The organism is Oscillospiraceae bacterium (assembly GCA_034925865.1).
Taxonomy (GTDB): domain Bacteria; phylum Bacillota; class Clostridia; order Oscillospirales; family SIG627; genus SIG704.
In genome coordinates this window covers 65,992-91,237 of record JAYFRN010000029.1, presented here as the reverse complement: position 1 = coordinate 91,237, position 25,246 = coordinate 65,992, and the positions used below count along the sequence as shown (strand labels likewise).

Below are 25,246 nucleotides of genomic sequence, written 5' to 3'. Positions count from 1 at the left end.
AATATTGTTTGCTGCAGCTCTTACTTTATTATTCAGCTTCAAATATAATAAGTTCGGATGTCAGGCTTCCGGGCATATACAACCGGAGTCCGTTATTTACAAGTTCATATCCTGAGGCTTCCGCTGTTTCACCTGATGAACAGAAGGATACTTTATATTTTTTACTTCTGTCTATACCTTTCGGATATAAAATATAAAAATCATTTCTACTGTAAGACAGGCGAAAAACCGCAGCGAGTGATTTCGTTTTATCTGGAGCAGAATATTCAAATACACACCACTCCGCGCTTTTTCTTAAGGGAAGCCACGGAGTATGATGATATACGAGACAATCGCGCATGAGCGGTCTTATAAGATTTTTAAATAATTGAAGATTATTGTTAATACGTTGTTTCAAGCAGGGATTAAAGGAATCCACGTTCGGAGCGATCCCTCGCATATTCGGATGGCATATGTAGATATATCTCATCTGGAAATCAATATCCGATTCCATAACATGATCTCCGCTTTCAACTCCGAAAGCTCTGAGACATTTATCCGGAGGAAGGACCATAGTTATTCCGTTGAGTATCTTTGTTCCTCTGGGTTGGCGCATCCAATCCGAAATATCGGTGTTATGAAATCTTTGCAGTATTCCCAGATCAAGCCGTCCGCCGCCACCCGCGCAGTTTTGAAAAACGACATCGGGGAATTTCTTTCGTAGGCTATCGAAAATTCTGTAAAGAGCTTCATAATAACGCCACATTACATTTTCGCAAAAGCCGTCTCTTTCGATTGTGCCGCCTATTTCCAAATTGTTGTTGTGATCAATTCTGAGAGTATCAAGTCCGTAGCTTGTTATTATACGTGACAGCTCTTTTTCAAGATAATCCTCTACCTCGGGCTTTGACAGGTCAAGAGCTCTTCCGCAATAAACCGGAACGCCGCATCTTTTCATGACCCAGTCGGGATGCTTTTCCATCAGCGTGCTTGTCGAGCCTATTGCTTCAAATTCGACCCAAAGACCGAATTTCATACCATAACTATGCAGTCTGTCGGTTATCGGAGCGAGACCCCCCGGAAGCCACGGACCGGGGATCCAGTCGCCGGCGGTATACCACCAGTCATTCGGCGGCTTTGTGCCGCTCCAGCCGGCATCGAACAGATATGTTTCCGCGCCGGCTTCATGCGCTACGTCGATATCGGTGAGCACTCCGTCAAGCGTTTCGCTGTCTCTCATATATCCACGCTGATTGGCTTCTATTTCATTTTCTCTTCCGGCAGGGTAAGCCGGCATTACTGAATCTCTGACATGACGGTGCAGTGATTGAACAATTTCATCATCATTGCCGAGGAAGAGCGCGAAATGCACAGCAGGTGTTATTACGGTTTCTCCGGGAGAGAGAACCCTTATCGCTTCGCCGGTTATCTCCGGCATGCCGATCGCAAAGCCCGCCTGTGTATGCTCGGGTGAGTCGTCGTAATTGAATTTCATCTCCCAGTTTCCACTCCATGCATATTCGCATACGAATGTATGACCGTTTAACAGATTTCGAAGCCAGAATGCAGGCCGCGACCATCCCGATTTGCCATTAATTCCACCGTTATACGATGTTTCGCCGGGTTTTAAAGGCTCGAACCAAATATCGCCTTCTTTACCCCAGCCGGAGGAATGATTATAAGCCGCTATAAACGGAGAGCCTTCTTCTGGCGACATGACTTCTTCGGCGGGATATGAGTATTTTTCTGTTCCGCGTATATGGTTGTGTAGCCATAATCTCCCTGACATAGGATAAACCGAGGTTATCGGCAGTGAAGATGACCCCATATTCGTTATCTCGAGCCATCTCTCGATAAACTCGCTGCCGTCGAGCTTTGTGCATACGCGAACAGATATGGGGCATTCGTCTGTTTCCAGTATAAAAACTCCGACTTCGGATTTGCCGGAGGCGTTTCTTAAGCCGGATTCGGCATATTTCCATCCGGAGATTATTTTACCGCCGATACTGAGTGAAAATGAATCAAGAGAGAAATCCTTTATTGAGCTTATAAAACCGGAATCGCTTAATGACAATTCAGGTATTATCTGTCCGCATGCGGACCAATAACGCCCGATAAGATGACCGTCGAGCAGCGCCTCGTCATATACTGCTTCGCATGAACAGTATCTTGCGCCGCACTTTGTATCGTTTCTGAATTTAATATCGGTATAACCGTTTCCCAATCCCAGGCTTTTCATAAACACTCTCCTTTATTTTACCGTTTTAAAAAAACAATGTGTATACCAATTATACTATTAAGCTGTCATGAGATATAAACACTTTCACAGCTGAGAGGAATAGTAAATCCGGCGTTTTCACATATATCATAAATATATCCTTTTTCCGGGTGGTATATATCGCTCAGTCCTCTTATGAACGTGACATCTCCAATGCCAAGAGTCCATTTTCCGTCTGTCGATCGTGATGCGCTTTTTATTTCATAAAAAGCATTTCTGATCTTATCGTTTTCAATGTCAATAAATTTTCCGGTGAGCTCGGCATAACCGATATCCTCGCCGTTCTCAATATCCACTGTAATAACGTTGCTGTCACAAAGCTCTTTTGTAAAGCTGATGACCCTTCCTCTGATCCGGCGGCATTTTCCATCCGCGATGATCTTGCCGTTCAATGTACAGAAGCTGATATCGTTAAAATAGCTGTAAACGATCCTGCCGTTTAAAAATGAAATCAATCCTAGAAAACCGCTGAAGCAGATCACGTCTCCGTCAGCTTTAAAGCTGTATATTTTATCGTCAATACTGCTGAATAAATAATCTACTCTGCCGGAAACAAGCTCTGTTCTAACTACGCGCGCGCAGATACCTGCCGATATATTGCCTTCATATAAAAGTGGAATGAGACCCACACTTTTTATTGCGCTATTATTTTCAAAGGGTTCGATCAGCGCGCAGAAACAACTTTCCGCCATGCCGTTTTCCGCGTGGCTGCCGTTGTGAGCGATGAGATAAGAAAATTTATCCGGATTTGACTGATTATTCTGAGGAGGCTGTCCGTATGCGACGGCGGCGTCTCCGACTGTGCCAAGCATCGTAAGCTTCAGATGTACGTTTCTTTCCCTGTCCCAGACCTTCCAGGAGTCTGTGATTTTATAATCAAGACTGAACGGAACCAAGGGGGAAGTATCGCGCCGGACATCATACAGATAATCAAATCCGTCGGAATAATATATATCGTAAGAAGGATCTTTATATTTGATATTCTCTCCCGCATAAGTTCCCGATTGCTGCTTGGTAAGGTTAAGGTTCTCGGCTGCGGTGTCTCCCTCCGCTCCGTGAAAGCTGTAATAATGATCCTTTCCACCTTTAATTCTGAAAAAATCCATGACATACATATCGTTTTCGCCGATGCATATATTTACGGTGCTTCTGCGGAAAAGCTCTGACTGAGGATATACTCCGGGAGCTTCGACATCCATTATGCCGACTTTATGCCTTGAATCGTAATGATGCGGCAGACCGACAAACTGATAATGCTCCGCGCTCGTATCGTGCCAGCCGCTCAGCTCATGTTCGCTTTTCGGGGGTTCTTTGCGGATCATCGCCGTATTGTGAGATATCATGTTTGATGTCCAGCGCGACCGCTCCATATCCGGGCCGGTATAATTGGGATAGCCGTGCTCCGGCATCATATCGATACCGAAAGCGTGAATACCTATTTGAAGCGTGTCACAGTGACCATGGCCGTTGTTTCTGCCGTAATACATATATAGACTCTTATTTCCGCCGGCAGTTTCGGAGGTTATACTCGACAGTCCGTATCCTGAAAGACATCTGCTTCGGGAGCTGTATTTGCCATATTTTTTTACTGTATTTTTTATCCTAAGATCGATATTTTCACAGTCCTTAAATATGTTTTTGCAAATGCTTTCTCCGTCGGACTTATAATATAAAAGCTGCGCGCTTTGAACGCTTCCGGTCTTTTCAAAAAAAGAGATATGTGCGTCGGTATTCACAAAAACGCCCGGATTTCCGGCTCCGGAAGCGTCGCCGACGGAAAGGGTGTAATTATCAAGCATTATGACGTTTGCTTCATTGTTGAACAGCTTAAAAAACTTTATATTACGGTACAGGTCATACTTTTCGTTTCCGTAAAGCATTTCTGCGACATTGGAAAATCCGCCTTCCCACAGCGAATTATAGTGAGGCGAGGCTTCGTTTCCGGCTCCGTCGCGGTCGACATCGTTAATAAAAAGTCTGTCGAGCTCGCCCGGACCGTCCGGACGGTTTTCGATATGATGATACATGAAAGAACAGTATTCGTCAAGAAGCTTGTCATTTTCAAGAACAACGCCGGTAGTTATAAGAGTGTTCTGATGCATTCCAGCATTTCCGCTGATCCTGAAGTTTTTCACATTCGGGAACACTTCCATAAGTATCCCATTTTCAATATTCGATATTATATCGCTTTTTGTTTCCGGCTTTTTCCCGACATAATAATATGGATACGAGCCGATCTTTGCGGCAATTTCATTGTCTATTTCCGGGAAAAAAGCATCATATGCGCGGACAAGCTCTAACAATAGGTTGCATTCCCATATACATCCGATGGCTTTGCCTTTCCCGCTCAACCCGTGAAAATTTTTAAATCCGTCTTCCCATTTGAATTTGCCGGAGTCCATTTCGGGATAAAAATATGCGATCCGGTTCAATATCGCTATTCCTGCCTCCGCATATTTCCTGTCGCCTGTAAAAAGATATGAGTCTTTTAAATTCCGGATGGCAGGCAGCAGAAATCCTTCGTTTTTAAACTTTGACATGCTGTCCGCCGGCCACCAGGCCATCATATGATTATACCACGCTATGAAGGTATGGTTGTTTTCTCCCTTACTGCCGCTTCCGCTTTCGTCGATCCAGCCATATCCGTCGTCGACGCACCAGTCAGCGGGTTTATCAGGGTAAAGGACATTTACAAGATATTTACTATCGGCTTTTTCACGTCTGAAAACGCCGTTTTCATCAAAACCACTTTTATAATATGAATTAAAATCGTTTGACGGAAATTCGCTTTGGCACGACGGGCAGAAAATTTTCCACGGGTAATTTATATAATCTGTTTTCCATGAATAATTACCAAATATCAAGGCTTTTTCACCGCATATTGGGCATCCGTGTTCCTGATTTACGGCAAAGCTCCTGGGTATATCCTGCGGGGCGGTATTCATGATTATATTTTCGACTCCGTAATCAAGAAATGTGTCAGCGGCATTGACCGCTTTATCGCAAACAACTTTCGCCCAGTTGTATTTTTGAATGTTATTTTTCGCGTTTCTTATTTTTTCATCTGTGTAATATGCGCGGCTTGTTTTGACGCTTATATATAAATCATTCATTACTTAAGTTCTCCCTTTGTCTGCGCTTCTGAATAAGAAAACTGCTTCCGTCTTGTTGGGCTTTCTCTCATATAAAAACTGTTTATTAAATAATTATACTATAATCAGCTATAAAAAAATGTATAAAATTCAAATTAAATTTAACTAAAAATTGGGCATAATATCATAAAATATGTTATAATAAAAGCTTGCAACCGATTAACAGGAATAATATATTAAGCGGCAGGCAAATAATAATTTTTTTGAAGAACATCCAGAGGTTTTTGCTCGTGGTAGATTGTCAATATATGATTGACATGTAAATAAATTGGTATTATAATATCAATATCGAAAAATCGAAAAAGGATACAAAATGAATGCCGAGAACTATTTGACAGTACAGGCATTACAGAGAATGCCATACTATCTTCAATATCTGCGCAAGGCGAAAGAAAACGGAGCAAACGTTATTTCCGCGACCTTGATAGCAAACGAACTTAAATTAAACGACGTACTTGTACGCAAGGACATTGCGGCAGTCTGTACAGCAAAAGGAAAGCCCAAATCGGGATTTCCGGTTAATGAACTTATAAAGAATATTGAGGATTATCTGGGATATAACTGTACTATGGACACTGTTCTGGTGGGTGTCGGTTCGCTTGGCAAAGCGCTTTTGGGCAACGATGAATTTGAAAAATACGGGCTGAACATCGTTGCCGCGTTTGATATTGACGAGGCGCTTATAAATCAGATAATATACGGGAAAAAAGTATTTCCGTTGGATAAGCTCCCGGATCTCTGTGAAAAAATGCACATTCATATCGGCATAATTGCCGTTCCTGCCGAGTTTGCCCAGGATGTCGCCGATCGTCTTGTTCACAGCGGTGTAAAAGCAATATGGAATTTTGCTTTGGTAAAGCTGAATGTTCCGGAGGAAATTCTTGTCCAGAATGAAAACCTCGCCGCGTCTCTCGCAACTCTTTCACGGCATTTAAGGAATAAAATGGATGAACAAAAGTGAGGAAGCCCGATGAATACGCTGCATTTCAAGTATGCGGTCGAGGTGGAGAAAACCGGGTCTATTTCACAGGCCGCCGAAAACCTTTTTATGGCACAGCCGAATCTCAGCAAAGCAATAAAAGAGCTTGAGGATACGCTCGGAATTGTTATTTTTGAACGCACCTCAAAAGGCGTTACGGCTACCGAGCAGGGTAAAGAATTCCTTGAATACGCAAAACGTATTCTCGTACAGCTTGATAAAATGGAATCGATTTATATTTCCAAAGAGGAGCGGGAAAAGCAGCAGGCGCTCAAGGTGTCGATCCCCCGAGGCAGTTATATCTCCGCGGCATTTGCGGATTTTGTCGCCGAACTTGATATGAAACAGTGCATCGATATCACGATCCAGGAAACCAATTCAATACAGACGATTACAAACGTTTCCGACAACGGCTACAGCCTTGGTATAATAAGATATCAGACCTTATATGAAAACTATTTCATGGATTATCTGAAAGAAAAGTCGCTTTCAAGCGAAACAATATGGCATTTCTCATGCCTTGTGCTGATGTCGGCCGAGCATCCGCTGGCTAAAAATGAAATTCTTGATGTCAAGAAGCTCAAAGAAAAATACATTGAGATCGTGCATGGAGACAATGTCGTTCCGTATCTGCCGGCTCCGGAAATAAAACAGAACGCATTTACAAATGATTATCTGCATAAGAAAATATACCTTTATGAACGCGGAAGCCAGCTGGAGCTGCTCACCAAGGTAAAAAACACCTTTATGCTTGTTTCTCCCATACCCAAAAAACTGCTTGAACGTTATAATCTGGTTCAACGGAAATGTGAAATTGTCAACAACAGCTTTAAAGACGTGCTTATATATCCCATCGGATACAAGTTGAAACCCGCAGACAGGATGTTTCTCAATAAGCTTTATGAGGTCAAGAACGATGTCGCTTTTATTGAATATAAATAATTTTGGCATTGATATATCGATATATGAATATCGATATGCGATTATTATATTACATGAATAAACAGTATTCCTTCAGTCTATACTTATGAGAGGGAATTACTGTTTGAAAACAGAAGGAAACCGCATTTTATTTATAGAATAACGGACAAATACCGCCATATTGTTCCGTTATCCGCAATACCTCCGCCAGCTTTCTGATTTCGTTAATAATTTCCTATATCGATATATAAATATCGATATCCGACATTTATATTTCACAAAGCTCTTTTACTGTGATAAATTATACGTGTCCGGAAGAGATAATAACGGAAGATAAAATTTATGGAGGATGAAAATATGGCAAGATTTACTTTACCGAGAGACCTTTATTATGGGAAAGGCGCTATTGATGCCCTTAAGAAATTTGATGGCAAAAAAGCAATGATATGTGTCGGCGGCGGATCAATGAAGAAGTTCGGATTTCTTGATAAAGCCGTCGGATATCTGAAAGAAGCCGGCATGGAAGTCGAGGTTTTCGAAGGCATTGAGCCCGACCCGTCCGTTGAAACCGTTATGCGCGGCGCGGATGCCATGCTTAAGTTTCAGCCAGACTGGATCATCGCGATGGGCGGAGGCTCTCCGATTGATGCGGCCAAGGCAATGTGGATAAAATACGAATATCCGGAAATTACATTTGAAGAGATGTGCAGGGTGTTCGGCATTCCTTCCCTCCGTCATAAGGCCCGTCTTTGCGCAATATCGTCTACCTCAGGCACAGCAACCGAGGTGACGGCGTTTTCTATAATCACCGATTATAATAAAGGCATCAAATACCCGATTGCAGATTATGAAATTACCCCGGATGTCGCTATCGTAGATCCCGATCTGGCGGAAACCATGCCGCAGAAGCTTGTCGCTCATACGGGCATGGACGCTATGACCCATTCGATTGAAGCATACGTTTCTACAGCGAACAGCGATTATACGGATCCGCTTGCGCTTCATTCCATCAAGATGATACAGAACGATCTCGTGAAATCCTATAACGGCGACATGGCCTGCCGCGATAGTATGCACAATGCACAGTGCTTGGCGGGTATGGCGTTTTCAAACGCGCTCCTCGGTATAGTTCATTCCATGGCTCATAAAACCGGCGCTGCCTTTGCGGACTTCGGCGCGCATATCATCCATGGCGCCGCAAACGCGATGTACCTTCCGAAGGTTATCGCTTTCAACGCGAAAAACACAACTGCGGCAAAGCGTTATGCGGATATCGCGGATTTTATGAATCTCGGCGGAGGCTCTGTTGATGAAAAGGTCAGGCTTCTTATCGAATATCTTAGAAAAATGAATGACGAGCTGCGTATACCGCACTGTATAAAAAGCTACGGCAAAGACAGTTATCCGTGCGAACAGGGCTTTGTTCCGGAGAATGTTTTCCTTGAGAGAGTTCACACTATAGCGGTAAACGCGCTCGGCGATGCCTGCACAGGCTCAAATCCACGTCAGCCCTCAGTGGAAGAAATGGAAGAACTGCTTAAGTGCTGCTATTACGATACGGAAGTTAAATTTTAAAAGATAAATAAATCCAGATTGATCGGCATTATAATCAGTAAATTATAAAATCTGCGTTAATAATAAAATCAATACCGGATGAAAATCGGAGGGGCTGTTGCATCAGCGGCAGCAGCCTCTTTTTCCGGGAGAAAGGTCATCTATGTTTGAAATACTTAAAAAACAAGCGCTTAATCCGTCGGTCACTCTTATGGAAATTTCCGCGCCGATGGTTGCAAAAAAAGCGGAACCGGGTCAGTTTATAATTCTGAGAACCGATGCCGAAGGAGAACGGATTCCGCTTACAATAGCCGATTATGATCGCGAAAAGGGAACAGTGACGATTATTTATCAGATAGTCGGATCGACGACCGAAAAGCTCAATCATATGAATCAGGGCGACTGTCTGAAGGATTTTGTCGGGCCGTTGGGCAAAGCGACCCATACCGAGGGGCTGAGGAAGGTTGCCGTGGTAGGCGGCGGAGTGGGATGCGCTATTGCGTTTCCAGTCGCAAAAAAGCTGCACGGACTGGGCTGTGAGGTGCATTCAATTATCGGTTTCCGTTCCAAAGAGCAAGTTATTCTTGAAAAGGAATTTGAAGCGAACAGCACTCTCGTAAAGAAAATGAGCGACGACGGCTCCTGGGGAGAAAAAGGGCTTGTTACGGACGCGCTGAAGGCTCTTATCGAGTCCGGCGAGAAGTATGATGAGGTAATAACCATCGGGCCGCTGATCATGATGAAATTTGTATGCGCTCTGACGAAACAGTTTGGAATAAAGACTGTCGCATCAATGAATCCGATTATGGTAGACGGCACCGGGATGTGCGGCGGCTGCCGCCTGACCGTAGGCGGTAAGACGGTTTTCGCCTGCGTTGACGGACCTGAATTTGACGGTCATGAAATTGATTTTGACGAAGCCATGAGGCGAGGCGGCATGTATAAGCCGTTTGAAAGGGTAAAGCGAGAAGAGACATGCAATCTCTTTAAAGCGGAGGTAAAGTAAAATGCCGAATATGTCACTTAAAAAGAATCCGATGCCCGCTCAGGATCCGGCTGTCCGGAACAAGAATTTCAATGAGGTCGCGCTCGGATATACAAAAGAGCAGGCTGTCGACGAGGCAAAACGCTGTTTGAATTGTAAAAACAAGCCCTGCGTTTCCGGCTGTCCTGTCAGAATATATATTCCCGAATTTATTGCCAAGGTAGCGGAAGGAAAATTTGAAGAAGCCTATAAAATTATCAGCGAATCATCCGCCCTCCCGGCGGTATGCGGCCGCGTTTGTCCTCAGGAAACCCAATGCGAAGAAAAATGCGTGCGCGGTATCAAGGGCGAGCCTGTCGCGATAGGCCGGCTTGAACGCTTTGTCGCCGATCTTCACAACAAAATCAGCACGGAGAAAGCCGTCCGTCCCATACAAAACGGCCATAAGGTGGCTGTCATCGGTTCGGGCCCGTCTGGGCTTACCTGCGCGGGAGAGCTTGCAAAAAAGGGCTATCAGGTGACGGTTTTTGAAGCTCTGCATCTTGCCGGAGGCGTTCTTGTCTACGGCATCCCTGAATTCCGTCTGCCGAAGGCGATCGTGCAAAAGGAAATCGACGGACTTAAAGAACTCGGCGTAGAAATAAAAACGAACATAGTTATCGGTAAAACAATTTCCATAGATGAGCTTATGAATGAATACGGCTATGAAGCGATTTTTATCGGTTCAGGAGCTGGGCTTCCGAAATTCATGGGCATCAAGGGAGAAAATTTGAACGGCGTTTATTCCGCGAATGAATTTCTTACCCGCGTTAATCTTATGAAGGCATATAAGCCCGAAGGCGACACACCGATCCATACAGGGAAACGCGTTGTCGTCGTCGGCGGAGGAAATGTCGCAATGGATGCGGCAAGGTGCGCAAAACGCCTGGGCGCTGACGTTAAGATCGTATACCGCCGTACCGAAAAAGAGCTGCCCGCAAGGCGTGAAGAAGTGGAACACGCAATGGAGGAAGGAATTGAGTTTAAATTTCTGACCAATCCTGTCGAGGTTTTGGGCGCCGACAGCTGGGTGGTTGGTATCAGATGTCAGAAAATGACTATGGGAGAGCCGGATGAATCCGGGCGCAGAAGGCCAGAGCCGCTCAATGGCAGCGAGTATGACCTTGATACAGATTGTGTCATCATGGCACTCGGCACCTCTCCGAACCCATTGATAAAATCCACCACCGAAGGACTTAAAACACAAAAATGGGGCGGGATCATCTCCGATGAAACAACGGGGCTTACTTCTCGTGTGGGCATATACGCGGGAGGAGACGCGGTCACCGGCGCGGCAACCGTTATTCTTGCAATGGGGGCAGGCAAAAACGCCGCCGCGGCCATTGACAAATATTTGATGAAAGCTTAAAGATATTATTTGATTGCCGTTTTTAACACTATCATAATTATGGAAAGGCATTGTCAAAATGAGCGAATTACGGGATAGAGACGGTCTGACTGAAAAAGAATTTCTTGCCGCCTATAAAGAAAAAAACTATCCGAAGCCTTCTCTGACTGCGGATATTCTCATATTCAAGAAAAACGGCGACATTACGAAGCTGCTGCTGATTAAACGCGGAGGTCATCCGTTTCTCGGAAAATGGGCTCTGCCTGGCGGCTTTGTTAATCCGGATGAAAGCGCCGACGCGGCGGCGGCGCGTGAGCTGGAGGAAGAAACGCATATCAAGGCAGCCGGTCTGAAACAGCTCGGACTATACAGCAAGCCCGGACGCGATCCGCGTACTTGGGTCGTGACAGAGGCGTATATCGCATATATATCAGATTCGGCGCCGGATGCTGATTATGTCGCGGTTGCGGATGACGACGCGGACGCGGCAAGATGGTTTGACATAAGCTGCGAAGCCTCTGAGAAAAAGACGGAGCTTTTATTGCGATCGGACAATCTGAAGCTGATCATCAGAATCAACGGCGACGACGTGACAAGCGAGGAATTGGCATTCGACCACAGCCGTATTATATGGGACGGATACAGACAGATTTGGGAAAGAATACAGACGGAAGAACCAATAAAAAATCCGTTTATATGAAAGGGATACACAACCATGGATAATAATGAAAACAGGCTTGTTGACAGCATTGAATCTTTAGAAACGCTGCTTGACGGAGTAAGAAAAGCGCAGCGCGAATTTTCCGGATATACGCAGGAGCAGGTCGACAAGATATTTCTTGCGGCCGCTTCCGCGGCTAATAAAGAAAGAATTCCTCTCGCGAAGCTGGCTGTAAAGGAAACAGGCATGGGAGTCGCGGAAGACAAGGTCATTAAAAATCATTATGCATCCGAATATATATATAACGCGTATAAAGACACAAAAACCTGCGGGGTTATCGAAGAAGACAAAGCTTTCGGCATAAAGAAAATCGCCGAGCCGGTCGGCGTCATAGCGGCGGTCATTCCGACCACCAATCCTACGTCAACAGCAATTTTTAAAACTCTTATTTCACTGAAAACGAGAAACGGAATCATCATCAGCCCGCATCCGAGAGCAAAGGCCTCTACTATCGCGGCGGCAAAGGTCGTTTATGATGCGGCGGTTGCGGCGGGAGCGCCGGAGGGCATTATCGGATGGATAAACGTTCCGTCTCTTGAATTATCCAATCTGCTTATGAAAGAAGCGGACATTATCTTGGCGACCGGCGGCCCGGGCATGGTCAAGGCGGCATATTCCAGCGGAAAACCCGCGGTTGGCGTCGGTCCCGGTAATACGCCCGCCATTATAGACGACACCGCGGATATCGTTCTCGCGGTTAACTCGATCATTCACTCAAAGACCTTTGACAACGGCATGATCTGCGCGTCGGAGCAATCCGTAATAGTGCTTGACAAGGTATATGAATCGGTAAAAAAAGAATTTATAGACAGAGGCTGTTATTTTTTGAATTCTGAGGAAACAGAAAAGGTTCGCAAGACGATAATCATCAATGGAGCGCTGAACGCGAAGATCGTCGGACAAAAGGCGGCCGCGATTGCCGCGCTTGCGGGCTTCAAGGTACCGGATGAAACAAAGATTTTAATCGGCGAAGTGGAAAGCGTGGATATATCGGAAGAATTTGCTCATGAAAAGCTGTCGCCGGTGCTTGCAATGTACAGGGCAAAGGACATTCACGACGCTTTTGAAAAAGCGGAGCGCCTGATTGCCGACGGAGGTTACGGTCATACCTCCTCGATTTATTTGAATACAGTGACAGAGCAGGAGAAGCTCAACGAATTTGCCTCGCGCATGAAGACCTGCCGTATTCTCGTAAACACGCCCTCCTCTCAGGGCGGTATAGGCGACCTTTACAACTTCAAGCTTACTCCGTCACTGACGCTCGGCTGCGGTTCCTGGGGAGGCAACTCAGTTTCCGAAAACGTAGGAGTCAGGCATCTGATAAATATAAAGACCGTAGCCGAAAGGAGAGAAAACATGCTTTGGTTCCGCGCTCCGGAAAAGGTTTACATCAAAAAGGGTTGTCTGCCGGTCGCTTTGTCCGAGCTTAAGGACGTCATGCGTAAGAAAAAGGCATTCATTGTGACCGACAGCTTTTTATATAATAATGGCTATACAAAGCCGATAACAGACAAGCTTGACGAAATGGGGATCCGACACACCTGCTTTTACAATGTCGCGCCGGATCCGACGCTCGCCTGCGCCAAAGAAGGTGCCGAGCAAATGAAAGCCTTTGCGCCGGATGTGATAATTGCCGTCGGCGGCGGTTCCGCCATGGACGCAGGCAAGATCATGTGGGTGCTTTATGAACATCCCGAGGCTGATTTTACAGATATGGCGATGCGCTTTGCGGATATACGAAAGCGTGTTTACGCTTTTCCTAAAATGGGTGAAAAGGCATACTTTATCGCGGTGCCGACATCCGCCGGCACAGGCTCCGAGGTCACGCCTTTTGCCGTCATCACCGATCAGGACAGCGGCATAAAATATCCGCTTGCCGATTATGAGCTGATGCCGAAGATGGCGATCGTAGACGCGGATATGCAAATGTCAGCGCCCAAGGGGCTTACCTCCGCCTCGGGAATAGACGCCGTAACGCACGCTCTTGAAGCGTATGCTTCGATGCTGGCGACCGATTATACAGACGGGCTTGCTCTCCGCTCCTTGAAAATGATCTTTGAATATCTTCCGCGCGCCTATGACGACGGTCCAAACGATCCGGCTGCCCGCGAAAAAATGGCGAATGCGGCAACCATGGCCGGTATGGCATTTGCCAACGCGTTTTTAGGAGTATGCCATTCCATGGCGCATAAGCTCGGCGCTTTTCATCATCTGCCGCATGGTATAGCGAACGCGCTGATGATCGATGAGGTTCTCCGCTTCAACGCTTCCGAAAAGCCGGTAAAAATGGGCACCTTCCCTCAATATGACCATCCGCATACACTGGAGAGATACGCGGAGATTGCGGATTATCTCGGTATACAGGGGAAGACCGATACCGAAAAGCTCAATAAACTGATTCAGGCAATAGATAAGCTGAAAGAGCATATCGGCATAAAAAAGACAATCAGAGATTACGGAATCCAAGAAGAAAGCTTTCTTGCCAGGCTTGATGAAATGACAGAACAGGCCTTTGACGACCAATGTACCGGAGCAAATCCGAGATATCCGTTGATGAGTGAAATTAAACATATGTATCTTAACGCTTACTACGGAACGTATGAGGAGGTATGACATGAAGCTTGATAATATAATCGCAGTACGACCGACTAAAACGGTATATCGTGACGGTGACAAATGTATAAAAGTATTTAATGAGGAATCCGCATCCTCCGTTTTACGTCAGGCGCTGAATCTTTCTATTGTGGCCGAATCGGGAATACATGCTCCGAAATTTATCGAGGTCGTGAAAACTGACGGAAAATGGGCGCTTGTCAGTGAATTCATAGAAGGCAAGACAATAGAACAGCTGATTCGCGAAAACCCCGGTAAATACGAAGAGTATATGGATCGTTTTGTAGATATCCAGCTGGAAATGCATATGGCTGCCGCGGCGGGATTAAACAAGCTCAAGGATAAAATGCACAGAAAAATCCGCGAATCCGGTTTAGACGCAACCGCGCGTTATGAGCTTCACACAAGGCTTGACAGCATAGAGGAGCATAAAAAGTTATGTCATGGCGATTACAATCCCTCCAATGTCATTATTACAGATAAGGACGAGGCTTATATTATCGACTGGGCACACGCGACGCAGGGAAACGCTTCCGCGGACGCGGCCAGGACATATCTTTTGTTCCGGCTTTCTGGCGATATAAAAAGCGCGGAGCTCTATATGAAGCTTTTTTGCATAAAAAGTGATACCGCGAAGCAGTATGTAGAAAAGTGGCTTTCGATCGTTGCCGCTTCGCAGCTCGGTAAAAATAAGTCGGAACAGCGTGAATTTCTTATTCACTGGGCAAATATTGCGGATTATGAATGAACGGAAAAAGCTAAGTAAACGCGATATTACATGAAAAGAGGCCTTTAATTTATCTTTAAAAGAGAGAAAAGGCTTTGATATACGGGCTTTTCTCTTTTGTATTTAAATGCCGTTTATAAATACGCGAGAGTATTTATTGATCACTTTGACGCAAATATTAACATTGTGTAAATTGGTTATAAATAAGTTGACATGGCAATTATAATATGATATACTATTTGTATATACTGTAAAAGGAATCCATCGTTATTATGAATATTCTGTTTATGCTTGCAATAATTATTCTTGCCGCTATTGAACTTGCCCTTATTTTCAATAACGGATTTTTGCGTTGCATGCGGACAGACGATTCGATATAAACGGATAGAGTATACGAATCAAAAGGCCTGCGGCGCAAACTGCCGCAGGCCTTATTTTTTATCAGTATAAGACGGCAATAAAAATGCCTTAAGGCATTGCCGCCAAAATAAATATCGGTCAAACAGACCGGAAGGAGGAAACCATGTCAAGTCGAGTAAAAATATTTGATACGACTCTGCGGGACGGCGAGCAGGCGCCGGGCTGCAGTATGAACCTGCAGGAAAAAATCGAGGTCGCGAAGCGGCTTGAACTTTTAAAGGTCGATGTGATTGAAGCGGGATTCGCGGCTTCCTCATCCGGCGATTTCAAGTCGGTCGCGTCGGTCGCGGAATGTATTCGCGGCTGCTCTGTCGCGTCTCTTGCCCGCTGTACGGAAAAGGATATAGACGCCGCATATGAAGCGATAAAGAAAGCGGTATCACCGCGCATTCATGTCTTCATTGCCACTTCGCCTATCCATATGCAGTATAAGCTGAAGCTGAATCCGGAGCAGGTCATTGAAAAAGCGGCGGCTATGGTTAAGTACGCACGGAGGCTTTGTGCGGATATCGAATTCTCCGCGGAAGATGCAACCAGGAGCGATCAAAAGTTTCTGGCGCGTGTTGTCCGTGCGGCAATCGAAAGCGGAGCATCGGTAATCAATATTCCGGATACGGTGGGATATACGACTCCATATGAAATGCGGTCGATTATAGAACGGCTCCGTGCGGATGTGCCGGAATGCGAAAGCATCGTGCTTTCCGTGCACTGCCACAACGATCTCGGAATGGCAACCGCGAATACGCTGGCCGGTATTTTGGGCGGCGCGAGGCAGGCGGAGTGTACGGTCAACGGACTCGGAGAGCGTGCAGGAAACGCTCCGCTTGAGGAAATTGTCATGGCATTGAAGACGCGGCCCGATCTTTATAACGCGGAAACATCCGTTGACACGTCGTATATCTACCGGGCGAGCAAGACTGTATACGGGGTTATCGGAAGAACCGCACCAATAAATAAACCCATCGTGGGCACAAACGCGTTTTCGCATGAGGCCGGGATTCACCAGCATGGCATGCTGGCGAACCGGAACACTTATGAAATAATACAGCCAGAGACGATCGGGATTCCATCGGGACAAATTATTCTCGGAAAGCATTCCGGAAGACATGCCTTTGAGGAAAAGCTCGTGTCTATGGGCTTCACGCTTTCCGCGGAAGATACTGAACGCTGCTTTGTTTCCTTTAAGGAGCTTTGCGATAAGAAAAAGGATGTGACCGATCGCGATATTGAGGTTCTTGTATGGGACAGCACGCCCGAATCAAATCAGGACGTATATGTATTGAAGCGGTTCTCTGTGCACACGGGTGACGCGGAGGCGGCGACTGCCGTTATTGCGCTTGAAAAGGACGGCGTTGTGACAGAGGATGTCGCTCTCGGCAACGGTCCGGTCGACGCTTCTTACAAGGCGGTCGACAAAATTATGAATCCGCCGGCATATGTTTTTGAGAACTACGTCATTCAATCGGTTTCCGAAGGCAAGGACAGCCTTGGCGAGGTCATTACAACACTTCGTTATAAAGACAGGACCTTTACCGCAAAGGGTCTTTCCACGGACGTGATTGAAGCAAGCATTTTGTCGTATATACACGCGCTTAACAAGCTGATGGAATTCAATAAAAAGGAAGGTGAATAGAATGTCAATGACAATGACGCAAAAAATTATTTCCGCTCATTGCGGGGGTCAGCCTGTTCATACCGGAGAGATCGTTCTTGCCGATGTAGATCTCGTTATGGGTAACGACATTACCTCTCCGGTAGCCATCCGTGAATTCAAAAAGCATGGATTCCGGCAGGTTTTTAACAAGGAAAAGGTTGCCTTGGTTCTCGACCATTTCGTTCCCTGCAAGGACATTGCTTCCGCAAAGCAATGCAAAGAGGTGCGGGAGTTTGCAGATGAACAGAAGATCTGTCATTTTTTTGACGCCGGAGAAACGGGAATAGAGCATGCGCTGCTTCCCGAAAAAGGGCTTGCACGGAGCGGGAGCCTGATTGTCGGCGCCGATTCGCACACCTGTACCTACGGCGCTCTGGGCGCGTTTTCCACAGGAATGGGATCAACCGATATGGCTTTTGCTATGGTCACCGGAAAAACATGGCTGCGCGTTCCTCCGGCGATCTGCTTTGTGATTAAAAACAGTCTTTCGGAATGGGTCGGCGGAAAAGACGTGATTCTGTATATTCTCGCAAGAATCGGCGTGGGAGGCGCGCGCTATAAATCCATGGAATTCTGCGGAGATGGGCTTTCCTCTCTCTCGATCGATGACCGATTCACCATCGCAAACATGGCAATCGAGGCTGGAGCGAAAAACGGGATCTTTGAAACTGATGAAATAACAGAGAATTACGAAATGGAAAAGGGCAATGAAACCGTTCCCTGCTCGGTCGGCGGAATGCCGGATTATGAAGAGACCTATGAGCTAAATCTTGCCGATATCAAACCTATGGTGGCCATGCCGCACTCACCGGATAACGTGGTTCCCGCAGATACGCTTGGAGAGGTCAGAATTGATCAGGCGGTCATCGGCTCCTGCACCAACGGGAGACTTTCCGATCTTGCAGTAGCCGCGAAAATACTGAAGGGAAAAAAGGTTCATCCGCGCTGTCGCACTATAATCATTCCCGCGACACAGCGGATTTATCTCGAGGCATTAAACAGCGGTATGATAGATACATTCATCCGCGCCGGCTGCGTGGTCTCCACGCCGACATGCGGACCGTGTCTCGGAGGGCATATGGGAATTCTCGCGGACGGAGAACGCGCTATATCGACCACAAACCGCAATTTCGTAGGACGCATGGGGCATACAGGCAGCGAGGTATGGCTTTCCGGACCTGCCGTCGCGGCCGCTTCCGCAATCGCGGGGAAAATAGTGCTGCCTGACAAAGGAGATAAATGACAATGCTGATACGGGAACGAATAATTAAGTATGGAGACAACATAGACACGGACGTTATCATTCCGGCCAGATATTTAAATACCGCGGATGAAAACGAGCTTGCGAAGCACTGCATGGAGGATATCGATCCCTGTTTCCATGAAAAGTTGAAAACAGGCAGTATCATTGTCGCGGGCGGCAATTTTGGCTGCGGTTCTTCCAGAGAACACGCGCCGATTGCGATCAAGGCAAGCGGAGCGGCGTGTGTAATCGCAAAGGATTTTGCGCGAATATTTTTCCGAAATGCCATAAATATCGGGCTTCCGATTGTCGAATGCCCGGAAGCCGTTATTGAAAGCTCCGAACATGACGAATTTATTGTCGACTTGGACAACGGTGTTCTGAAAAATCTGACAAAAGACAAGCGGTATATAATTCAGCCCTTTCCGGATTTTCTGCAAAAAATTATTAATTCCGGGGGACTTATGAATATGGCCGAGGAGCTTGTCTGGGAGGCGAAAGTATGAACTGCAGAATCGCCGTTATTCCGGGAGACGGAATCGGGCCTGAGGTAATTACTTCGTCGGTTGCGGTTTTAAACCGCGTCGGCGAATTATACGGACATACTTTTACCTATGCCTATGCGCTTGCCGGAGGCGCTGCGATCGACGCTTACGGCATTCCGCTTCCTGATGAAACCGTCCGCATATGCCGCGAAAACGACGCGGTGCTTCTCGGAGCTGTGGGCGGCCCGAAGTGGGACGGTCTGCCCGGGGATCTCCGTCCGGAGCGTGCGATTCTCGGGCTTCGGTCACAGCTTGGGCTTTACGCCAATATCCGTCCGGCCAGGCTTATGCCCTCGCTTGCCGGGGCGTCTCCGCTTCGCGGGAGCATAACGGAAAAGGGAATAGATATCATATTTGTGCGTGAGCTTACGGGCGGAATATATTTCGGTGAACGCGGACGGATGAAATCTTCGGTAGGATCAGTTTGCGCATATGATACCGAATGTTATTCCGAGGATGAAGTAATTCGCATAGGCTGTAAGGCCTTCGAGCTTGCCGCCGTCCGGCGCAGGAATCTTGTCAGTGTCGACAAGGCAAACGTATTGGAAAGCTCGCGTCTGTGGCGCGAGGTCATGCACGGTTTGGCGGAGCGTTATCCTGATGTCAGGTATCGGGATTTGTATGTCGATAACGCGGCAATGCAGCTTGTCAGCAATCCATCGGATTTTGACGTGGTCGTGTTGAGCAATCTGTTCGGAGATATTCTTACAGACGAAGCTTCCGCCATAACCGGTTCTATCGGGCTTATACCCTCCGCATCTGTCGGCGACGGGACTTTCGGTCTGTATGAGCCTATCCACGGATCAGCTCCGGACATTGCCGGTAAAAATATCGCGAATCCGGTCGCTTCGATTCTTTCCGCCGCCATGCTGCTGCGCCACTCCTTTTCTCTTGATGAAGAGGCGAAACAGATTGAGGACGCGGCGGAGCGGGCGATACGCGATGGTGCACGGACAAAGGATCTGACAGACAGCGCCGGAGATGCTTTTTTGTCGACAAGAGAGATGACAGAAGCGATTCTGAGCAGGATATGCGGATGAACATATATAATTGAATTTCAGCCGTCTTCGGAATTTGTATCAGGAGGCGGCTGTTTTATGTTTAGCTGGCAGAGAATTTTTATTACAATTTCACCTGTCAGGCGAGTGATATAAAAAACGCGGTTATTGTATTATAAAACGTTGCCAAGTATAATGAATGCATCAGCTGATAATGCATTTTTACGGAGAAATTAATATGGAAATAAAGCTTGGCGCGGCAATAAAAAAGCTGCGGACAGAAAAAGGCGCCACACAGGAAGAGCTTGCCGAATATGTCGGTGTATCCTTTCAAGCTGTTTCAAAATGGGAAACCGATACCACAATGCCTGATATATCACTGCTTCCAAAGCTCGCAATGTTTTTTGGCGTGCGGATAGACGATTTGTTTTCAGTAAATACAGATGATGAGCTGGAACGTATTGACTATATGCTCGAACACGAAAAGCTGACTGACGAAAATTTCACTTATGCAAAACGCACTCTTGATTCGATTTTACGTAACAATGAAAAAGATGTAGGCGCACTAAAGCGTTATGCACGGCTTTATTTGTCAAGGCCCAATCCTGCTGCCAGTATGCTTGAAAAAGCAATGCCGCTTGCTCCGCTTGACCCGGAAATATTTACGATGTACCGACAGGCGCGCGGTGGAGACAATTATTCTGCACGAAGCGGAAATGACTGGTTCATCCGCGTCTGTGAGCCGTATGCAAGGAAATATCCTGCAAATACGAGGCTTTGTGAAAGGCTTATCGATGCGATGATTGAAATGCGATATTTTGACAGAGCGGAGGAAATAATAAATCTGATGAAAACCGATGATGAGTATTCCGCTTGTCTGCCGGATATTTTCAGAGGCGACATTGCATTCGCAGAGGGTAACCTCAACAAGGCAGTAACAATTTGGAGCGGCATTGACTCAACAAACCACAAAGCTCAATATGAAATCGGAGAACGCTTCAACCGGATAAACGAATACGAAAAGGCGATAGTATGCTTTGATAACTCATTCAAAGCCGTAAAAGCTCCACGAGATTTATCAGCAGTATATTCACTTGCTTTCCTATATGCAAAGCTGGGTCAATATCAGAAGGCTATCGATTCCTGGCAATGTATTCTTGACGTCCTCCGTTCAGATTATAATACCATCGAAGGAGAGACTGTCGAATGGCCTAAGCAAGAGATCGAAAAACTCAAAGCAAAATTATAACCACAAGAAAAACGCGGCAGTCTGCCGCGCTTTTTTGCCGTTTATGTTCAGCCTTTTAATAAATCTCCCGGAAAGTTCGGTTGATTCTTTCCCTTGACGCTTTCGATAAGCGATTGAATCACCGAGTCAACATTTGATATGCATTCGCAATAAATATAGACATTCTGGATTTTTTTGGCCTGGATTCCGGGTTCCGGCTCTATGACAGGCTGAGATGCGGAGCCTTCAGTATAAAACTTGAACACAATCGCCATCTGCCCGGGACGCATTTTACGTATTTTTTTGAAGGTAAAATCCCTTTTTTCAATGCCAAGATAATCGTGAATGACCGTGTCGATCACCCGGTCCGAATAGCAGCAGAGAATATCCTTAGAATCATAGGATTCGATCAGATATTTCGCGTCTTCAAATGACATTTTATCAATGCGGAACCACCCTGTGCTGAGAACGTTCATTGTTGAATTGTCAAGCAAAAGCAGCGGCAGATCATTTTTCTCTTTGTGCATTATTAATTACCTCCTCTTCTGATTTCCGGCAAATCGCGACCGTCTCTATTTCCACGAGAGCGTTTTTAGGCAGCCCTTTAACAAAGACACACGAGCGTGCCGGGCTTGATGTGAAATATTTGGCATAAACTGAGTTGAAAGGTGCGAAATCTTCGCCGTTGATCAGAAAGCAGGTCGTTTTTACAACATCGTCAAAGCTGAGCCCGGAGGCGCGAAGGACAGCGCCGATATTTTTGCATACCTGTTCTGTCTGAACGGAAACATCTTTATCGTTGAACTCGCCGGTTTCCGGATTGATCGCTATTTGTCCGGAGCAGAACAAAAAGCCTTCCGCTTTAACAGCCTGCGAGTAAGGACCGACCGGCTTTGGAGCTTCTGTAGTATTGATAATATTAATTTTTCTCATATTTAAGAACATGATTTAATCATCAAAAAGCATGATAATTAAATTACTCCTTCTCTGTAAAATTCGATCTATTATTTGCACAGCTTGAATCCGTGATTTTGAAGCGCCAGACGAATGCTTTGTAAATGCTCGTGATTTCTTGTTTCCATTGATATGTTCAGGAAGCATCCGTTTATGTCCATATTTTCCCCACCGGGGGTATACTGAACCCTGATTACATTTGCGCCTTCTTCCGCGATCAAGGCGGACACGGCCTTCAGCTGACCGGGCTTGTCTATCAGCTCTATGGTCAGATTCGTAAGACGGCCTGAGTTTAACAAGCCTCTGTTGATGACTCTGGAAAGAATGTTGACGTCAATATTTCCGCCGGATATCAAGGCGCAGACCTTTTTGCCTGACAAAGGCAGTTTATTAAACATGGCAGCCGCGACTGCGACGGCTCCGGCGCCTTCGGAAACCAGCTTTTGTTTTTCCATCAGAGATAAAATCGCGGTGGCCGTTTCGTCATCCGATACCGTGACTATATCGTCAACATAATCACAGCACAGGCTGTAAGTCAGATTTCCGGGAGTTTTGACCGCGATTCCGTCCGCGAACGTCATAACCGTTTTCAAAGAATCCCGCTGCTTACAACAAAACGACCTGCACATGCTGTCGGCACCCGCCGCCTGCACGCCGTATACCTTGCACGATGGATTTAAGGATTTTACGGCAAAAGCGACGCCGGAAATAAGACCCCCGCCTCCGATAGGCACTATAACCGCTTCAACATCGGGCAGCTGATCGAGAATCTCAAGACCAATGGTTCCCTGTCCGGCTATGACATCCTCGTCATCGAAGGGATGCAGGAACATTGCGCCGGTTTCACGGCTGTATTTTAACGCTTCCGTGTATGCGTCGTCATATACGCCATCTGACAACCTGATTTCCGCCCCGTAGCTCCGGGTGGCTTCTATTTTTGAAAGCGGCGCGGAACCCGGCAGGAAAATCGTCGCCCGGATGCCGAACTGCTGAGCGGCGAGAGCAACGCCCTGGGCATGGTTGCCCGCGGAACAGGCTACAACGCCTTTTTTTCTTTCTTCTTCCGAAAAAAGCGACATTTTATAGTATGCGCCCCTGAGCTTGAACGAACCTGTTCTCTGAAGATTTTCCGTTTTCAGATAAAGCATCATGTCCCGTGCCAGCCCGCTTGAATGAATAATATCTGTTTTTCTTGCGACTCCGGACAGAACTGATCCCGCCTGCCGCACACTGTCAAGTGTAAGCATTTTCTCCCTCGTCAGATAATTACTGCGCCTTTGTCGGCGGATGACACATGCTCGCGATATCGTTTTAAATATCCATTCAGAGCCTGCCGCGGACATACAGTATGTTCTTTTCTTCTTTCCTCAAGTTTTTGATCTGATACCATGAGCTCAAGCTTGTGATCGGGAATGTCAATTCTGATCTGGTCTCCGTCGCGCACAAGAGCGATCGGACCTCCCGCGGCGGCCTCCGGAGAGATATGTCCTACAGCCGCGCCGCGTGTCGCGCCGGAAAAACGTCCGTCGGTAAGAAGCGCCACGGTTTCGTCAAGCCCCATTCCCATTATAGCGGATGTGGGAGAAAGCATCTCGCGCATGCCCGGTCCTCCCGCGGGGCCTTCATATCGTATAACCACCACATCACCTGATTTGATCTTCCCGCCGTAAATAGCTTCAATGGCGGCCTCCTCGCTGTCAAAGGTTTTCGCCGTACCTGTAAATTTTAACATGGACTCTTTTACGGCGCTTCTCTTTACGACAGAGCCGTTCGGCGCAAGATTTCCGAAAAGAACAGCGATTCCGCCGCTCTGCGAATACGGGTTTTCCGCCGGACGGATCACGTTGTGATCGATGTTGCCGGATGCGGCGTAAACAGCGGCTTTAAGTGCGATCCCTGATGCAGTAACCGCGCTTCCGTCCAGAAGTCCGGCATCCATCAGCTCGCGCATTACACCATAAACTCCTCCGGCAAGCCACAGATCCTGCATATGGTGTTTTCCCGCGGGAGCGAGGCGGCACAGATTCGGTGTGCGGTCGCTGATCTCGTTTACCATGTTGAGATCGACATCGATACCAAGCTCATGCGCAAGCGCAAAAAGATGTAAAACCGAATTAGTTGAGCATCCGAGCGCCATATCCGTGGTAAGCGCGTTTTTTATGGCGGCGGGAGTAAGTATATCCGAAGGCAAAAGCCCCTTTTCGACCGCGCGCATTACCGTCTGACCTGCCTGCTTTGCGAGGATCAGCCTGTCTGAATAAACAGCCGGTATCGTACCGTTGCCGGGAAGCGCAATTCCGAGAGCCTCACAAAGGCAATTCATCGAATTGGCAGTAAACATACCCGAACATGAACCGCAGCCGGGACAGGCGCGGCATTCCAGCTCATCAAGCGTTTTTTCGTCCATTTTTCCGGAGTGAAATGCTCCCAACGCCTCAAAAACCGTGTTGAGATCAGTTCCGTCAACAGACAGCATGGGACCGCCGGAGACAAAAACGCACGGACGGTTCAGACGCGCCGCGGCAAGCAGCATTCCCGGCACGGTTTTGTCACAGTTGGGGATAAAGACGATTCCGTCAAAATTATGCGCCATGACCATGCATTCAATGCTGTCCGCGATAAGCTCGCGTGACGGAAGAGAATATTTCATCCCAATGTGTCCCATCGCAATTCCGTCGCATACTCCGATGGTATTGAATTCCATCGGAGTACCGCCGGCCATAAGAACGCCCTCCTTCACCGCCCGGGCGACGGATTCGAGATGTATATGGCCGGGAGCGACTTCATTGAAAGCGCATGCTATTCCGATCAGCGGCTTACGCATCTGCTCCGGAGTATAGCCCATCGCCCGCATCAGAGCGCGCTTCGGTGCTTGTAACGGCTCGTCAAGCCGAAGTCTGTTTGTCAT

19 protein-coding genes are annotated in these 25,246 nt (G+C 46.8%); 13 read left to right on the top strand and 6 right to left on the bottom strand.

Going from position 1 to position 25,246, the window contains the following annotated elements; translation table 11 throughout:
* Positions 1-28 precede the first annotated feature (28 nt).
* Positions 29-2,218 (bottom strand): glycoside hydrolase family 36 protein, encoded by a 2,190-nt coding sequence (locus VB118_10705; protein ID MEA4833068.1) that lies wholly within the window; start codon positions 2,216-2,218, stop codon positions 29-31.
* A gap of 65 nt (positions 2,219-2,283) precedes the next feature.
* Positions 2,284-5,370 (bottom strand): heparinase II/III family protein, encoded by a 3,087-nt coding sequence (locus VB118_10700; GenBank protein MEA4833067.1) that lies wholly within the window; start codon positions 5,368-5,370, stop codon positions 2,284-2,286.
* A 352-nt stretch (positions 5,371-5,722) separates the two neighbouring features.
* Here VB118_10700 and VB118_10695 point away from each other — a divergent pair, with 352 nt between their 5' ends.
* From VB118_10695 to VB118_10635, 13 genes are all read left to right on the top strand, one after another.
* Entirely contained in the window at positions 5,723-6,370 is a 648-nt protein-coding gene (locus tag VB118_10695; GenBank protein ID MEA4833066.1) for a redox-sensing transcriptional repressor Rex, read from the top strand.
* 9 nt (positions 6,371-6,379) lie between these two features.
* Entirely contained in the window at positions 6,380-7,330 is a 951-nt protein-coding gene (locus VB118_10690) for a LysR family transcriptional regulator (protein MEA4833065.1), read from the top strand.
* A gap of 336 nt (positions 7,331-7,666) precedes the next feature.
* Positions 7,667-8,884 carry an iron-containing alcohol dehydrogenase gene (locus VB118_10685; protein MEA4833064.1) on the top strand — a complete coding sequence of 406 codons (1,218 nt, stop codon included), beginning with the start codon at positions 7,667-7,669 and terminating at the stop codon, positions 8,882-8,884.
* A gap of 142 nt (positions 8,885-9,026) precedes the next feature.
* Positions 9,027-9,869, top strand: a complete 843-nt coding sequence (locus VB118_10680) for a sulfide/dihydroorotate dehydrogenase-like FAD/NAD-binding protein (GenBank protein MEA4833063.1) — start codon at positions 9,027-9,029, stop codon at positions 9,867-9,869.
* A 1-nt stretch (position 9,870) separates the two neighbouring features.
* Entirely contained in the window at positions 9,871-11,256 is a 1,386-nt protein-coding gene (gltA, locus tag VB118_10675) for an NADPH-dependent glutamate synthase (protein ID MEA4833062.1), read from the top strand.
* 58 nt (positions 11,257-11,314) lie between these two features.
* Positions 11,315-11,935, top strand: coding sequence for an NUDIX domain-containing protein (locus VB118_10670; GenBank protein ID MEA4833061.1), 621 nt, complete (start codon positions 11,315-11,317; stop codon positions 11,933-11,935).
* Between the two features lie 15 nt (positions 11,936-11,950).
* Entirely contained in the window at positions 11,951-14,569 is a 2,619-nt protein-coding gene (adhE, locus tag VB118_10665) for a bifunctional acetaldehyde-CoA/alcohol dehydrogenase (GenBank protein ID MEA4833060.1), read from the top strand.
* Position 14,570: 1 nt separating this feature from the next.
* Positions 14,571-15,317, top strand: a complete 747-nt coding sequence (locus VB118_10660) for an aminoglycoside phosphotransferase family protein (GenBank protein ID MEA4833059.1) — start codon at positions 14,571-14,573, stop codon at positions 15,315-15,317.
* A 502-nt stretch (positions 15,318-15,819) separates the two neighbouring features.
* Complete coding sequence (locus VB118_10655) at positions 15,820-17,349, top strand: 2-isopropylmalate synthase (GenBank protein ID MEA4833058.1); 1,530 nt, start codon at positions 15,820-15,822, stop codon at positions 17,347-17,349.
* Position 17,350: 1 nt separating this feature from the next.
* Positions 17,351-18,613: a 3-isopropylmalate dehydratase large subunit gene (gene leuC, locus VB118_10650; GenBank protein ID MEA4833057.1), complete on the top strand. Its 1,263-nt coding sequence runs from the start codon at positions 17,351-17,353 to the stop codon at positions 18,611-18,613.
* Between the two features lie 2 nt (positions 18,614-18,615).
* Positions 18,616-19,119 carry a 3-isopropylmalate dehydratase small subunit gene (leuD, locus tag VB118_10645; protein ID MEA4833056.1) on the top strand — a complete coding sequence of 168 codons (504 nt, stop codon included), beginning with the start codon at positions 18,616-18,618 and terminating at the stop codon, positions 19,117-19,119.
* Complete coding sequence (leuB, locus tag VB118_10640) at positions 19,116-20,198, top strand: 3-isopropylmalate dehydrogenase (GenBank protein ID MEA4833055.1); 1,083 nt, start codon at positions 19,116-19,118, stop codon at positions 20,196-20,198. Before leuD ends, leuB begins: the two co-directional genes overlap by 4 nt.
* A 196-nt stretch (positions 20,199-20,394) precedes the next feature.
* Positions 20,395-21,405, top strand: coding sequence for a helix-turn-helix domain-containing protein (locus VB118_10635; protein ID MEA4833054.1), 1,011 nt, complete (start codon positions 20,395-20,397; stop codon positions 21,403-21,405).
* A 47-nt stretch (positions 21,406-21,452) separates the two neighbouring features.
* On the opposite strand, the gene VB118_10630 is transcribed toward VB118_10635, so the two are convergent.
* The 4 genes from VB118_10630 to ilvD form a co-directional block, all read right to left on the bottom strand.
* On the bottom strand, positions 21,453-21,911 hold the full coding sequence (locus tag VB118_10630; protein ID MEA4833053.1) for a hypothetical protein: 459 nt from the start codon (positions 21,909-21,911) through the stop codon (positions 21,453-21,455).
* Positions 21,892-22,308 carry a RidA family protein gene (locus tag VB118_10625; protein MEA4833052.1) on the bottom strand — a complete coding sequence of 139 codons (417 nt, stop codon included), beginning with the start codon at positions 22,306-22,308 and terminating at the stop codon, positions 21,892-21,894. The genes VB118_10630 and VB118_10625 overlap by 20 nt, the downstream gene beginning before the upstream one ends.
* Positions 22,309-22,388: 80 nt before the next feature.
* On the bottom strand, positions 22,389-23,585 hold the full coding sequence (gene ilvA / locus VB118_10620; GenBank protein MEA4833051.1) for a threonine ammonia-lyase: 1,197 nt from the start codon (positions 23,583-23,585) through the stop codon (positions 22,389-22,391).
* Positions 23,586-23,596: 11 nt separating this feature from the next.
* Positions 23,597-25,246: a dihydroxy-acid dehydratase gene (gene ilvD / locus VB118_10615; protein ID MEA4833050.1), complete on the bottom strand. Its 1,650-nt coding sequence runs from the start codon at positions 25,244-25,246 to the stop codon at positions 23,597-23,599.